Raw genomic sequence first — 13857 nt, forward strand, 5'->3', positions numbered from 1 at the left:
TACTTTTTATTTTATAGAGAGGCTGTCTGAAGAGAAAAATGTGTTTGGTATTAGTTTGTTAAATGGGGAACACAATAAACACTGTGTATCATGTAAAGACCTTGATTTTCCGGCTTTCCTGAGAGTGGGGTACATATAATGTCGGTTTCAGGAACCCATCTTTCCGTTATAGGCGGTGTGTTCTTCTGGCTGCTGAGAAAACTCAGAATTCCCTACAAGGCCGCAGGAGGGATTACTGTGGCTGCCATGTTTTTTTACGGCAGTCTTACGGGGAACGGGGCGGCTGTACTGCGGGCTGTCGTGATGTTTGCAGTTTCCATGGGGGCGTTTTGGGTCAGGCGTACTTACGATTTCCTTTCTGCTATGGCGCTGGCCTCTATGCTGCTTCTGGCAGAAAGTCCGCTGTATCTCTATGACAGCAGTTTTCTCCTGTCCTTTGGAGCAATTTTGGGACTGGGGGCGGTATATCCGGTCTTATTTCCCGGAAAAAAAGCGGGGAGAAGAAGAGAAAGCAGGGCAGAAAAGCTGTATCATGGAATTTTAGCGGGAATACAGTCAGGGATATCCGTGTGGCTGGTGCTGCTGCCTGTCACCATGTATTTTTTCTATGAAATTCCATTATGGGGAATTTTTATGAATCTGCTGATTTTACCTACAGCGGGCATTTTACTGGCTTCGGGGATTTTAGGCTGTGTTTTGGGAGTCTGGTTTCCGGTTTTGGGAAAAATTGCAGCCTTTCCCGCAGCAGGAATTTTGGAACTGTATCTGCAGACAGGGAAGATTACAGCCGGACTTCCGGGGGCTTTGTGGATAACCGGCCAGCCAAAGCTGTGGAAATGTGCCCTGTATTATGTTTTACTGGTTCTGGTACTCTGGCTGAGAAAAAGGGGACTTCATTTCAGCTTACTTTTGGCAGGAGCCATGACCGTGTTACTTGTGCGGCTCCCTCAAAATGCAGTAGAGGTGACTTTTTTGGATGTGGGACAGGGAGACTGTGCCTGTATTCAGACGGGCATAAGAAGCGGATATCTGGTGGACGGGGGCAGCAGCAGTGTGTCCGGAGTGGGGAAATACCGGATTCTTCCGTTTCTGAAAGCCTCCGGAATTTCTCGGATAAAGGGTGTTTTTGTTTCCCATATGGATGCGGATCATATAAATGGTATTCAGGAATTATTGGAAACTATAGCAAAAGGCGAAACCATGGTAAGGGTAGAACGGCTCTTTCTGTCTGCATGCAGGGAAACTGAAGAGCAGAGGCTGGAACTGGAAAAATTGGGGAAGGCAGCCGGGTGTGAAATTATTTATGCGGAAAAAGGGACAAAACTGCAGGAGGACAAAATGGAGATGGATTGTCTGTCCCCTTCAGGAGAAAATTGGGAAGAATGGGAAAGCAACGAGGCCTCACAGGTGTGGAAATTTCAAAAAGAGAAGTTTGTACTCCTGTTTACCGGAGATACGCAGGAGAGGGGAGAAGAAAGTCTTTTCAAGGAAACCGGAAACTGCCAGGTGTTAAAAGTGGCTCATCATGGCTCGAAAAATTCCACTCCGGAAGTATTTTTGCAGGAAGTTCAGCCGGAAATTGCTATTATTTCCTGCGGGGCGGGAAACCGCTATGGACATCCTCATAAGGAATTGGTGGAAAGACTGAAAAGATATACCGGAAAAATTTATAATACGGCAGAGTGCGGCGCTGTGCGTTTGCGGGTGAAAAAGGAGAAAATCAAGATTTCCTGTTACAGAACCGGGGATTCATGATATAATGAGCGTTAGCGAGCGGGAACAATGGGAGTGTCCGTTTGGCGAAAATAGAGGAGAATGTAATGAAAAGTTTACAGGAAGATATCAAAAATCAGGATTTTAAGCATGTGTATTTATTTTGTGGAGAAGAGGATTATCTGAAACAGCAGTATAAGAAAAAGATGCAGCAAGCACTCCTGCCGGATGGAGATACTATGAATTTTGCCTATTTTGAGGGAAGAAAGACGGAACCGGGAGAAGTCATAAGTCTGGCGGACACGATGCCTTTTTTTTCGGACAGGAGGGTGCTTCTTCTGGAAGATACGGGGTTTTTTAAAAATCAGTGCCAGGGCTTGCCAGAGTATCTGGGAGAATTGCCGGATTATCTCTGTATGATTTTCGTGGAGAGCGAAGTGGATAAGAGAAGCCGCATGTATAAAGCGGTGAAAAAGCAGGGAAGAGTGGTGGAATTTACCACTCAGGACAGCAATACACTCATGCGCTGGGTACTGGGAATGATGAAAAAAGAGGGAAAACAGATTACCCAGAGAGATATGGAGTTGTTTCTGCAGAAGACAGGCACGGATATGGGGAATATAGAAAGAGAGTTAGAAAAGTTGCTCTGTTATACCATGGGACGAGATGTGATTACAAAAGCCGACATTGAGGCGGTTTGTACCACACAGATTACCAACCATATTTTTGATATGCTCCGGGCGGTTACGGACAAAAATCAAAAGAAAGCTTTGGATTTATATTATGATTTGCTGGCTTTAAAAGAGCCGCCTATGAGAATTCTCTTTCTTCTGGCCCGGCAATTTAATCTGATTCTGCAGGTGAAAGAACTGGTGAAAGAAGGATATGACCAAGGGCAGATAGGGAAAAAAGCCGGATTGCAGCCTTTCGTAGTACGCAATTATATGACTTATGCGCGAAAATACAGTGAAGAAGATTTGCGAAGTGCAGTGGAGGAATGTGTCAGTACGGAAACAAAGGTTAAGACAGGGTATATGACGGACAGTATGAGCGTGGAACTTTTGCTGGTGAAGTTCAGCAGTAAGTAGAAGCAGAGGAAACAAAAACCGCCTGGCTGATGACGGCCAGCCAGGCGGTAAAATTTCTATTCAAAATCTATCAGCAATAATTATGCAAGTGTGTTTACAGCTTTAGATAAGCGGGAAACTTTTCTTGCAGCTGTATTTTTGTGATAAACACCTTTAGTAGCTGCTTTATCAATAGTAGAAATTGCGTTCTGTAATGCTGCAACTGCTGCTTCTTTATCTTTTGCTTCAATCGCTACTTCTACTTTCTTAATAGAAGTTTTAACAGCTGATTTGATAGATTTGTTTCTCTCAGCTTTTTTTCTGTTTACTAATACTCTTTTCTTTGCAGATTTAATGTTAGCCAAAGCGTACACCTCCAAATATGATTTACTGGTTTATAATTTATCTTTTTATCGGAGAAAGACACGGAACTCTCCGATATAACATGCTTTTTCATTCTAGTTGATTTAGAGAAAAATGTCAATACATAAAATCCTTTAAAATGCAAAAAATATAGGTATCCTGAGTTTTTTCGGGAAAACAGAAAAGGACGGCAGAAAGTCTGAAGAAGGGCAGAAAGGAAAAAGAGCATGGCATTGGGAAGAATCCGTACAGATTTGGCACTGGAGGCAAAAGAAAAATTTGAGGAAGAACATGCAGAAGTCAGAGGAGTAGTGGTAAAAGAAGATTACAATGAAGAAAAAGACATAAGGACTACAACGGTCATCATTGAGACGGAGAACGGGGCGAAAACCATGGGAAGACCCCAGGGTGTCTATATTACATTAGAAGCCCCCAATATGTCTGTGCCGGATGAGGATTACCACAGGGAAATTTCAAAAGAACTGGCAGAACATATGAAGGGACTGCTCCCTGAAAAACAGGAACTGAATATTCTGGTGGTGGGGCTGGGAAACAGAGATATTACGCCGGACGCGCTGGGGCCGGATGTGGTATCCAATCTGCATATTACCAGACATATTATCAGGGAATATGGCGTGCAGGGCACAGGGGAGGAGAAACTCCACAGTATCAGCGGTCTGGTTCCGGGAGTCATGGGGCAGACGGGTATGGAAACCCTGGAAATTGTGCGAGGTGTAGCGGAGGAGACAAGACCGGACGTTATTATTGCTATCGACGCTTTGGCGGCCAGAAGCGTTAAACGGCTGAACCGAACCATTCAGATAACGGATACAGGAATCAGTCCCGGTTCCGGCGTGGGAAATCACAGAACCGGATTGAATCAGGAGACTTTGGGAATACGCGTAATTGGAATCGGGGTTCCTACGGTAGTGGATGGAGCAACCATTGTTAGGGATTCTATGGCGCATTTGCTGGATACCCTGGAAGAAGCGGAGAAGAAGGAATTTTTGGAGGAAATGATTGCGCCGTCCCTGCACAGTATGTTTATGACCCCGAAAGATGTGGACGAAACCATTAAGCGTCTGGCCTTTACAATTTCTGAAGGATTAAATCTGGCTTTTGCCAAACCCGAGGAATAATTAAAAAGGATTGTCTCATATATAGATATGAGGTGATAGGGTGAAGAAAAGAAAAGCAGAAACGGTGGTGACCGCCGGGATATGGGTGGGAATGGCTGCGCTGGCCGTTTATATTGTTATAAAAGGGCTGGCTTTGGAAAAGAGTACTTTAGAGCATATGCTGTATCAGGTACAGCAGCAGGCAATAGAAATGTATCTTCCAGGCGTGACACGGGAATATGGGGAAACCATGACAGGTTGGCTTTGGGAGAAGATAGAATCCCGGCTGCTGCCAGCCTCGGCAGATATACAGCGGGAAGGGCAGGAAGAGACAGACCAGGCAACAAGTTCTAAGATTATGGAGGAGAACACAGAATTTCTGGAGGCAAAGCTGTTAGAAGAAAATCAGGAAGCAGGGCCTCCGGAATCGGGATATGAAAATACAGGAGGTGTGGATGCCCAGAGCACCCAGGCAGAGCAGGCAAGTACAACAGGAGGAGTTGCGGAAAATCAGATAAAACAGCCGGTCACAGATATCCCACTGGAAAAATTTCAGGATTTTGAGTTTGTTATGAGTAATTTCTATACAGTGGATAAAACAACCAGTATGAGCAGTGAGCAGTTAGACGCTCCCGCACTGGTACAGATGGATATGCGGATGAAGACAGACAACAGTCAGCCGCAGATATTGATTTATCATAGCCATTCCCAGGAAGAATTTATTGATTCCATTCCGGGAGAGGCCTCTACCACCATTGTAGGAGTGGGGGAGTATCTGGCTTCTCTTCTGCGGGATACTTATGGCTATCAGGTTATTCATGTGACAGATACCTTTGATATTGTAAACGGAAAGCTGGACCGTAATCAGGCATATACTTATGCGCAGGAGAGAGTGGAAGCTATTCTGGAGGAAAATCCCAGTGTGGAAGTGGTCATTGACCTGCACAGGGATGGAGTTCCGGATGATAAACGGCTGGTTACGAATATTAATGGAAAAGAAACGGCAAAAATTATGTTTTTTAACGGATTGAGCAGAACGAATCAAAACGGGGAGATTTCTTATCTTCCAAACCCCTACATCAAAGAAAATCTGGCTTTTTCTCTGCAGATGATGTTGGAATCTAAGAAATACTATCCGGATTTGGCCAGAACGATTTATCTGAGAGGATACCGCTACAATCTGCATTTAAGACCGAAAACTCTTTTGGTGGAATGTGGAGCGCAGACCAATACAGTGCAGGAGGAAATGAATGCCATGGAGCCTCTTGCTGACATTTTAAATAAAGTTTTGACAGGAAGTTAAAGGATAGCTTGAAATTCTTTAATTTTTTTCGTACAATGTTATATAAATGTTAAAGAAAGTTTAAATGGATCCTACATGGAGAGGTACAAAGGAAGGAAAGCGAAATGGCAAATGTGGCATTGATTATTGCAGGCGGCTCCGGGGCTCGTATGCACCAGAGTATACCAAAGCAGTTTTTGTCTGTAAATGAACGTCCGGTGATTCTTTATACACTGGAAGCATTTCAGAAACATGCGGATATTGATGCAATTGCGGTAGTGTGTATCAATGGCTGGGAGCAGGTTTTGTGGGCTTATGCAAAGCAGTTTAATATTACAAAGTTAAAATATGTGATACCGGGAGGGGAGAACGGTCAGAGTTCTATCCGAAACGGCGTTTTTGAACTGGAAAAACAGTTCCAAAAAGATGATATTGTACTCATTCACGATTCTATACGTCCTATGGTTTCTGCGGATGTGATTTCAGATTGTATCGTAAAGACAAAACAATATGGCTGTGCCATTGCCACGATTCCCTGTGCGGAGGCTATGCTGCAGACCGAAGACGGTATGTGTTCTACCGGAAGCTATCCCAGGGATAATCTGAAACGGACACAGACACCCCAGGGATTTCCGCTTGGAAAAATTTGTGATTTACACAGAAGAGCCCTGGAAAGGGGGATTACCAATTCGGTAGCATCTTGTACCCTGATGATAGAGATGGGAGAACAGGTGTATTTTTCTCTGGGCTCTGAAAAGAACATTAAACTGACTACCGTGGAGGATTTGGATATTTTCAAAGCACTTCTTCTGGCAAAGAGAGCAGACTGGCTTAAGGATTGAGAGGAGAAGCGGATGAAATTGTATAGCAGCAGGGTGTATACGGAGGATTTGGAAAAAGCAGTTTCCGGTGTCAGAGAAATAGAAAGACTGCGCGGAAAATCTCTATTGATTACAGGAGCCGGCGGACTTATCGGTTCCTATCTGGTGGATATGCTGCTTACGGCTAATCGTATGCAGGATTTGCATGTCACCATATATGCAGTTGGGCGAAGCCGCGAAAGACTGGAAGCCCGTTTTGCAGATGTGAAAACAGAAGCTCTGGTTTATGTAGAGCAGGATGTGGAGAAGCCCATGAAGCAAAAGTTTCCTGTGGATTATTTGATTCATGCAGCCAGCAATGCCTATCCGGCTGCTTTTTTGAAGGATCCGGTGGGAACGGTTATGGGAAATATTGCAGGGACGAAGAATCTTCTGGACTACGGGAAGGAACAGGGGGCAGAGCGCCTTCTGTTTGTGTCTTCCGGAGAAGTGTACGGCCAAGGGGACAGCAGTCTGGAAGCTTATAAAGAAGAATACAGCGGTTATGTGGACAATCTATCCTGGCGTTCCTGTTATCCGGCAGGTAAGCGGGCGGCAGAGACTTTGTGCTGTGCCTATACTGCCCAGTATGGATTGGAGACGGTTATTGTGCGGCCAAGTCATGTATATGGACCTAATATTACAGAAAGGGACAATCGTGCAACCGTACAGTTTATGGAAAATGCCATGGAAGGAAAGGACATTGTTTTAAACAGCGCTGGCAGTCAAATGCGTTCGTATACTTATGTGGCGGACTGCGGAGCCGCTGTTTTATCTGTCCTGTTGTCTGGAATATGCGGAGCGGCCTACAATATTGCCAACAGGCAGTCCAGACTGACCATTGCGGAATTTGCCCGGAAAACAGCCAGACAGACAGGCCGTCAGGTCATTTTCAAAAATCCCGATGATGTACAGATGGCACAGCGTACGCCCATAACCAGACAGGTGCTGGACAGTACGAAACTGGAAGGTTTGGGCTTTACGCCGGCTTTTGATATTGAAACCGGAATTGCCCACACACTGCAGATAATGAAAGAAATGTGAGTGAAACAGTGCACGAGTTCTGGAAAAACAGAAACTTCTGTGTTATCCTGGACTGTACGCAGCAAAAGAAAAGGGAATTTGTAATACACGTAGATTAGATTTTTTAGAATGGGGAAAATATGTTATATAAAGAATACGAGCCTGAGGTACTGAAAAAACTGCAGCGGGCAGAGGTGGAAATACTGAAAGATTTTGACGCGCTGTGCCAAAAACACAACATTGATTATTTTGTTTGTGGGGGAACGGCTATCGGCGGTGTCCGCCATCAGGGGTTTATTCCCTGGGATGATGACATTGACCTGGGAATGACAAGAGAACATTATGAACATTTTCTGGAAGTAGCAGAACAGGAATACGGAGAACGTTATAAAATTATGAATGCAGATACCAATCCGGATTTTCCCGTGACACTGACGAAATGGTACAGGACCGGTACCGTTTTCAGAAATGAAGAAATGATTGATTTGGGATTGCATATCGGCATTGCCATTGATATTTTCTGCTTTGATAATGTAGCGGATGAACTGCCGAAGTTCCGGCGTCAGGCTATGCGGGCATGGACATGGGGAAAACTGATGGTGCTGCGGCAGGTAGGAGAACCTAATATTTATGTAGAGGGCTGGAAGGCAAAACTTACCCTGCTGGTGGCAAAACTGGCACACTGGGGATTAAAAGCGCTGCATTTTTCTCCGAAGTTTCTCTATGGAAGAGCAATGAAAGCAGCAACACAGTATAAAGATGTACATACGAAAAGGGTAGCATATCTCTTTGACCCCACTCCGTATACCAGCGTCATCGATAAAAGGGACATTTATCCCACAGCAAGACGTAAATTTGAAACTATTGAACTGAATTTTCCATGTCATGTGGAAAAATATCTGGAGAGACGCTACGGTAGCAATTATATGGAACTGCCGCCGGAAGATAAGCGCCATAACCATGCGCCGGAAGAACTGGACTTTGGCAGGGAGTTTGCTGACTTATGATTGAAAAATTTTTTATGCCTTCCAATCACAATATGAAGAAGACGTATATCTGGACGGTTTTGGCAGGTTCGGTATATGCCGGAAGTTCTTTTCTGATGTCCATGTTTACTTCCAAGTATATCGGAGTGGCACAGGCTGGTATACTGGCTTTGGCTCTGACAATCGGAAATCAGCTGGTGACAATCGGACTTTATAATATCCGAACCTTTCAGGTATCGGATGTGACAGAAAAATACACCTTCAGCGATTATTGTGTGTTAAGAGTGCTGACGGTTTCCGCCATGCTCCTGGTGGGGGTGATTTGGGTTTTGAAGGATTCTCATCAGGGCGTGAAGTTGGCAGCCATTGGATTTGCCATTTTATTCAGAGCCATTGAGGCAGTATCGGATTTGCTGGAGGGAAGATATCAGCAGAAAGGAAGATATGATGTAGCCTGTAAGGGCGTATTTGTAAAAGTTTTGTCTTATCTGGCAGCATTTCTAGTTACGCTGTTTCTTACAAAAAATATTGCGGCTGCCCTGGGAGCACTTGCCGTGACTTATCTGATTATGTTGTGCGTCATTGACAGCCGGCTGATTGGCAGATTTGGAGGGATTTCTTTTCAGACCACCTGGATGAGACAGAAGGGACTGCTTTTAGAGGGACTTCCGTTGTTTGTCAATGCCTTTTTAAATGCCTATATTATCAACGCGTCTAAGTATGCTCTGGATAAATATTATGATTCGGAAACTCTTGGGATTTTCAATGTACTGTATATGATGGCGTTTGTAGTGAATATGTTTGCCTCTTTTGTGTTGAAGCCTATTATTTCTGTGCTGGCAGAAAAATATGTGAAAAGAGATATCTCCGGTTTTGTAAAGCTGGTACTCAGACAGGTTGCAGTGATTCTGACAGTGACGCTGGTATGTATCGGAGGCGCCTGGCTCCTGGGAGTGCCGGTATTGGGATTTTTGTTTGGCGTGGATTTGACGCATTATAAAGGGGCACTTTGTGTGGTATTAATCAGCGGCGGCTTTACGGCGCTTTATCAGCTTTTGCAGTATGGAATTATCATTATGCGGCATCAGTACAGTACTTTTGTGTGCTGTGGGCTTACCGTGGTGCTGACCTATGTGCTTACACCGATTTTGACAAAGCGGTATGCAGTCATGGGGGCATCGGCCAGTTATACAATTTCTATAGGATTTATGTCGGCTATGTTTCTGGGATTTTTTGTCTATCATTTGCAGAGAGACAAAAAGAAAATAGAGGACAGAGGATAAGAGGAACATTATGAGACGAATATGTATTTTTGCCTCTCACTATTTTCCCTATCTGGGAGGAATTGAGAGATATACCTATAACCTTTCAAAGGCTCTGATGGCTATGGGAGATGAGGTTTTGATTGTTACAAACAATGATGTAAAGGAAAAGAGTTTTGAAGTTATGGACGGTATCGGTGTTCTGCGTCTGCCCTGCTATAATCTTATGAGCGGCAGATATCCGGTGACAAAGCCGAATAAAGAGTTTTGGGAAGCATGGAAAAAACTGTGGGGAAAAGAATTTGATTTGGTTCTGATAAATGCCCGGTTTTATCCACACACACTTTTAGGAGCCTGGTTTGCTAAAAGGAGAGGTATCCGCTGTTTAATTTTAGACCATGGAACCAGCCACATGACAGTAGGAAAAAAATTTCCTGATTTGGTTTTTGCGGCTGTAGAGCATGTGATAACCTGGGGAGACAGGCGGCTTTGCAGGGAGTATTTCGGCGTTTCAAAAGCCTGTTGCAAATGGCTTCGGCATTTTCATATTCAGGCAGAAGGTGTGCTGTATAATGCGGTAAATGCAGAAAATATTACAAGAATTGCCCAAAATCCTACAGAAGATTTCAGGAAAAAATACGGTCTGGAGGCAGATACGGCTTTGATTGTTTACACGGGACGGCTGCTGAAGGAAAAAGGGATTTTTAAATTGATAAAAGCTGTGGAGCAAATGGAAACTTCCAGGGAGGTCTGTCTTTTTATTGCGGGGGACGGGGAAGAAATGGAAGGGGTAAAAGCCTGTGAAAGCCATAGAATCAAGCCGCTTGGAAGGTTGGATTTTAAAAATATAGCCTCTCTTTTAGGTCAGGCAGAGATTTACTGCCTTCCCACGGAATATCCCGAGGGTTTTCCTACTTCCGTGTTGGAGGCAGCAGCGGCGGGCTGCTATGTGATAACTACCAACCGGGGCGGTTCTGGGGAACTGCTGGTGGACAGAAGCTATGGAACCATTCTGGAACAGGTTACCGTAGAAGGCTTAAAAGAAGAGTTGGAGCGTGTACTGGCAAATGAGGAGGAACGCAAGCGTGCAGCGGCAAAAGCACAGAAAAGAGTACATCAGCTTTTTACCTGGGAGAAGACTGCACATAAGGTTCATCAGCTGGCAGAAGAAGGAGTACTGGAATGAAAAAACGGAAACTGATAATTATTCCTGCTTATAACGAAAGTGCCTGTATAGAAAAAACGGTAAAGGACATTCAGAAGTATGCACCGGAATTTGATTATATTGTAATTAATGACTGTTCTACAGATAATACAAGGGAAATTTGTGAACAGCATGGATTTCACCTGATAAATCTGCCTGTGAATCTGGGGATTGGGGGTGCTGTGCAGACCGGATATCTGTATGGATACAGAAATGGTTATGATATGGCTGTGCAGGTGGATGGAGATGGACAACATAACCCTGCTTTCTTAAATGAAATGGCAGAAACCCTGGAGAAGGAAAAACTGGATATGGTGATTGGCTCCCGGTTTATTGAGAAAAAAGGCTTTCAATCCTCGAGTATGAGAAGAGTAGGGATTCGCTACTTCAGCGCCTTGATTAAAATTTTAACAGGGGTGCGGATTACGGACCCTACTTCAGGACTGCGGCTGGTGAATCGGAAGGTTATGAAAGAATTTGCGCACAATTATCCCAAGGATTATCCGGAGCCGGAAAGTGTTGTTGCGATTCTGGAGAGAAACTGTAAGGTGAAGGAAATCCCTGTGGTTATGCGGAAGCGCATGGGTGGAGTATCGTCTATTTCCATGAAGAAATCTGTGTATTATATGATAAAGGTTTCCCTGGCCATTGCCATTGAGAAAATCAGAGGAGGGAAAGGATGAATATTCGCATTCAGATTTTAATTGTTGTAATTACCCTTCTGGCTATGTTTTATGTGATAAATAAAATCAGAAATAAGGGAATTGAACTGAAATACAGTCTGGTATGGCTGGCTTTGGGGACAGGGATTATTATTTTTACCTGCTTTCCGAAACTTACTACATGGCTGGCCCATGTACTGGGAATCAGCCAGCCGATGAATATGCTGTTCTTTGCAGGATTTTGCTTTATGCTGCCTATTATTTTTTCGCTGTCAGTATCTGTGTCCAGGCTGTCAAACAAGGTGAAGAGACTGACACAGGAGATGGCGCTGCTGGAGGAGCAGAAAAGAAAAGCAGAAGAAGAGAGTGAGGAACTGCAGAAATGAAGAAAAAGAAAAAACAGACAGCGGGGAGAAAGTGGATTCTCCAATTATTCTTGCTCTTAGGAATCAGCCTGCTGGCAGGAGTGCTTTTTGAAGGGCTGTATGAGATGAATACTTACAGGCGCTCTCTGAAAGGCGGACACCAGGCCGAGAAGGAACAGATTGAAAAACAGTATATCAAATTATCCGAACCTGAGGCAGGAGTAAACGAAAATGGAGCGGAAGAAGGCTTCTACAGAATAAAGATTATTTTTCCTGAACGTTATATAAATAAATTTCAGTATTCTTATACCGCAAGAGAGGACTTTGTCCCTATTATAAAAATTCATACAAAGGATATTTATAAAAATTCGGAAGTAAGGGAAATCCGGGATGTATGCAGAAAGAATCTGGAAGAATCCGTGGTGAATCTGAAAGATTATGTTACAGAGATAGAAATAAAAGTACCTCAGGGAGTACGTCTGTATAATTTTACCATAGAAAACAGCTGGAATTGGAACTGGTATAGAACTGCGTATGCGTTTGTTTTTGTTTTACTGGTTCTGTCAGCCTTTTGTTGGAGAAAACAGATTGGAAAGAAGCCGGAATACGGTTTTCTTGTATATGGTATCGGCCTTGGGCTTTTGCTGATAGCCCTGCAGCCGCCGGAGTGTGTAAGCTGGGATGAACATATACATTTTAACAAGACGTTTCATTGGTTTGAAGAGGGACAAGTGCCGCAAAGCGTAGCAGAAGCCTATATCACCCAGTATCCGGAAACCATAGACGGCTCTGCTTTTTTATCAGAAGAGGAAAAGCAGCTGCAGATAGAGTATCTCAATGAGAATACGGATATACAGGCACAGGACTACGAAAAAGCCGCAAATCCTTTAAATGCCATAGGTGAACTTCATATGGCGCTTGCTGTAAAAGCAGCAGAGGCTCTTGGCCTGCCTTTTTATGTGCAGTTTTTGCTGGGTAAGGCCGCAAATCTGCTTCTATATGTGCTGGTAATGTTTTTGGCTATTAAAATTGTACCTGTAGGAAAAATGTTTCTGACGGCAATAGCTCTGATGCCTACAGCGCTTTTGCAGGCGGTTTCCTATACTTATGATGTCTCTGTGATTGCGTTTGTAACACTGGGGTTTGTGCTGATAATAGAGGAATTTTTCTATATAGACAGAAAGCTGACCTGGCAAAAGCAAATTCTGATTGCTTTCGTCTTTATTTTAGGAAGCTGTCCGAAACCAGTCTATATTCCGATTCTAGCGTTGTTGTTGGCATTGCCTGAAGAAAAGTTTCGGACAAAATGGGAAATGGTATTGTGTAAAGGCATTGCAGTGATTATTTGCGTGGCTATGATTATGACACTGTTGCTGCCTGCGGCAAGTGGAAGTGTGGAAGGAGATTCCAGAGGTGGGGCAACCGATGTGGGAAAACAGCTGGCTCTGGTTATGCAGCACCCACTCGGTTATCTGGCCGTGTTCTGGAAAAACTTTTATGGAAGTCTGAATTCCTATATATTCGGAGGTGATGCGGTGGCCAATCTGGCCTATGCAGGCAAGCATCAGCTCCATGCTATGGCAGCAGTATTCTGTTTTGCCGTGGCGTTTACAGAGAAGAAAAAGCGCTTTGTTTTTTCTAAAAAAACCGCTGTTGCATACAGAGTAATTCTGGCTTTTGTGCTGGCTATGATTATAGGTCTGCTCTGGTCTGCGCTCTATGTATCTTTTACACCGGTAGGAAGCACAGAGATTGCCGGCGTGCAGGCAAGGTACTATATTCCGCTGCTCTTTCCACTGTATCTGCTGTTTTATACAGATAAAATGGAAGGGAAATGGAAAGATACATCTTATACAACGGCTGTATTCTGGATCATACTATTTATCGCTCACGGAGCTTTTTATACGCCGTATTTTCTGAAATATTGTCAGTAAGTGAGACGATTCAGCTAA

At 44.0% G+C, this 13857-nt stretch carries 13 protein-coding genes; 12 read left to right on the forward strand and 1 reads right to left on the reverse strand.

Annotation, left to right across the window (positions count from 1 at the left end; all coding sequences use genetic code 11):
* Positions 1 to 138: 138 nt before the first annotated feature.
* Positions 139 to 1755 carry a DNA internalization-related competence protein ComEC/Rec2 gene (locus WKT17_RS09340; RefSeq protein ID WP_340272536.1) on the forward strand — a complete coding sequence of 539 codons (1617 nt, stop codon included), beginning with the start codon at positions 139 to 141 and terminating at the stop codon, positions 1753 to 1755.
* Between the two features lie 65 nt (positions 1756 to 1820).
* Positions 1821 to 2801, forward strand: a complete 981-nt coding sequence (holA, locus tag WKT17_RS09345; protein WP_173747949.1) for a DNA polymerase III subunit delta — start codon at positions 1821 to 1823, stop codon at positions 2799 to 2801.
* A gap of 80 nt (positions 2802 to 2881) precedes the next feature.
* Here holA and rpsT read toward each other — a convergent pair whose 3' ends face one another.
* The gene (rpsT, locus tag WKT17_RS09350) at positions 2882 to 3145 is read right to left on the reverse strand and encodes a 30S ribosomal protein S20 (protein WP_173747947.1); all 264 of its coding nucleotides are present in this window, start codon (positions 3143 to 3145) and stop codon (positions 2882 to 2884) included.
* Positions 3146 to 3370: 225 nt separating this feature from the next.
* On the opposite strand from rpsT, the gene gpr reads away from it, so the two are divergent.
* The 10 genes from gpr to WKT17_RS09400 all read left to right on the forward strand — a co-directional run bounded on the left by gpr (position 3371) and on the right by WKT17_RS09400 (position 13839).
* Positions 3371 to 4282, forward strand: coding sequence for a GPR endopeptidase (gene gpr, locus WKT17_RS09355; RefSeq protein ID WP_173747945.1), 912 nt, complete (start codon positions 3371 to 3373; stop codon positions 4280 to 4282).
* A 40-nt stretch (positions 4283 to 4322) separates the two neighbouring features.
* Positions 4323 to 5564, forward strand: coding sequence for a stage II sporulation protein P (spoIIP, locus tag WKT17_RS09360; protein WP_173747943.1), 1242 nt, complete (start codon positions 4323 to 4325; stop codon positions 5562 to 5564).
* A 104-nt stretch (positions 5565 to 5668) separates the two neighbouring features.
* Complete coding sequence (locus tag WKT17_RS09365) at positions 5669 to 6385, forward strand: IspD/TarI family cytidylyltransferase (RefSeq protein ID WP_173747941.1); 717 nt, start codon at positions 5669 to 5671, stop codon at positions 6383 to 6385.
* 12 nt (positions 6386 to 6397) lie between these two features.
* Positions 6398 to 7447 carry an NAD-dependent epimerase/dehydratase family protein gene (locus tag WKT17_RS09370; RefSeq protein WP_291681496.1) on the forward strand — a complete coding sequence of 350 codons (1050 nt, stop codon included), beginning with the start codon at positions 6398 to 6400 and terminating at the stop codon, positions 7445 to 7447.
* 119 nt (positions 7448 to 7566) lie between these two features.
* Entirely contained in the window at positions 7567 to 8433 is an 867-nt protein-coding gene (locus tag WKT17_RS09375) for a LicD family protein (protein WP_173747937.1), read from the forward strand.
* Entirely contained in the window at positions 8430 to 9695 is a 1266-nt protein-coding gene (locus tag WKT17_RS09380; protein ID WP_173747935.1) for a lipopolysaccharide biosynthesis protein, read from the forward strand. The genes WKT17_RS09375 and WKT17_RS09380 overlap by 4 nt, the downstream gene beginning before the upstream one ends.
* Before the next feature lie 10 nt (positions 9696 to 9705).
* Entirely contained in the window at positions 9706 to 10860 is a 1155-nt protein-coding gene (locus WKT17_RS09385) for a glycosyltransferase family 4 protein (protein ID WP_173747933.1), read from the forward strand.
* The gene (locus WKT17_RS09390) at positions 10857 to 11561 is read left to right on the forward strand and encodes a glycosyltransferase family 2 protein (protein WP_173747931.1); all 705 of its coding nucleotides are present in this window, start codon (positions 10857 to 10859) and stop codon (positions 11559 to 11561) included. The genes WKT17_RS09385 and WKT17_RS09390 overlap by 4 nt, the downstream gene beginning before the upstream one ends.
* Positions 11558 to 11926, forward strand: coding sequence for a DUF2304 domain-containing protein (locus WKT17_RS09395; protein ID WP_173747929.1), 369 nt, complete (start codon positions 11558 to 11560; stop codon positions 11924 to 11926). Before WKT17_RS09390 ends, WKT17_RS09395 begins: the two co-directional genes overlap by 4 nt.
* Positions 11923 to 13839 (forward strand): DUF2142 domain-containing protein, encoded by a 1917-nt coding sequence (locus WKT17_RS09400; protein WP_173747927.1) that lies wholly within the window; start codon positions 11923 to 11925, stop codon positions 13837 to 13839. The genes WKT17_RS09395 and WKT17_RS09400 overlap by 4 nt, the downstream gene beginning before the upstream one ends.
* The last annotated feature ends 18 nt before the right edge of the window (positions 13840 to 13857 follow it).

The organism is Blautia sp. HCN-20427 (assembly GCF_037890365.1).
In the GTDB taxonomy this organism is placed as follows: Bacteria; Bacillota; Clostridia; order Lachnospirales; family Lachnospiraceae; genus Blautia.

Bases quoted from the DNA above. Each gene is read 5' to 3' on its own strand.
- holA (WP_173747949.1), top strand. From the start codon at position 1,821: ATGAAAAGTTTACAGGAAGATATCAAAAATCAGGATTTTAAGCATGTG.
- WKT17_RS09375 (WP_173747937.1), top strand. From the start codon at position 7,567: ATGTTATATAAAGAATACGAGCCTGAGGTACTGAAAAAACTGCAGCGG.
- WKT17_RS09395 (WP_173747929.1), top strand. From the start codon at position 11,558: ATGAATATTCGCATTCAGATTTTAATTGTTGTAATTACCCTTCTGGCT.
- WKT17_RS09370 (WP_291681496.1), top strand. From the start codon at position 6,398: ATGAAATTGTATAGCAGCAGGGTGTATACGGAGGATTTGGAAAAAGCA.
- gpr (WP_173747945.1), top strand. From the start codon at position 3,371: ATGGCATTGGGAAGAATCCGTACAGATTTGGCACTGGAGGCAAAAGAA.
- WKT17_RS09400 (WP_173747927.1), top strand. From the start codon at position 11,923: ATGAAGAAAAAGAAAAAACAGACAGCGGGGAGAAAGTGGATTCTCCAA.
- WKT17_RS09385 (WP_173747933.1), top strand. From the start codon at position 9,706: ATGAGACGAATATGTATTTTTGCCTCTCACTATTTTCCCTATCTGGGA.
- WKT17_RS09365 (WP_173747941.1), top strand. From the start codon at position 5,669: ATGGCAAATGTGGCATTGATTATTGCAGGCGGCTCCGGGGCTCGTATG.
- WKT17_RS09390 (WP_173747931.1), top strand. From the start codon at position 10,857: ATGAAAAAACGGAAACTGATAATTATTCCTGCTTATAACGAAAGTGCC.
- WKT17_RS09380 (WP_173747935.1), top strand. From the start codon at position 8,430: ATGATTGAAAAATTTTTTATGCCTTCCAATCACAATATGAAGAAGACG.
- WKT17_RS09340 (WP_340272536.1), top strand. From the start codon at position 139: ATGTCGGTTTCAGGAACCCATCTTTCCGTTATAGGCGGTGTGTTCTTC.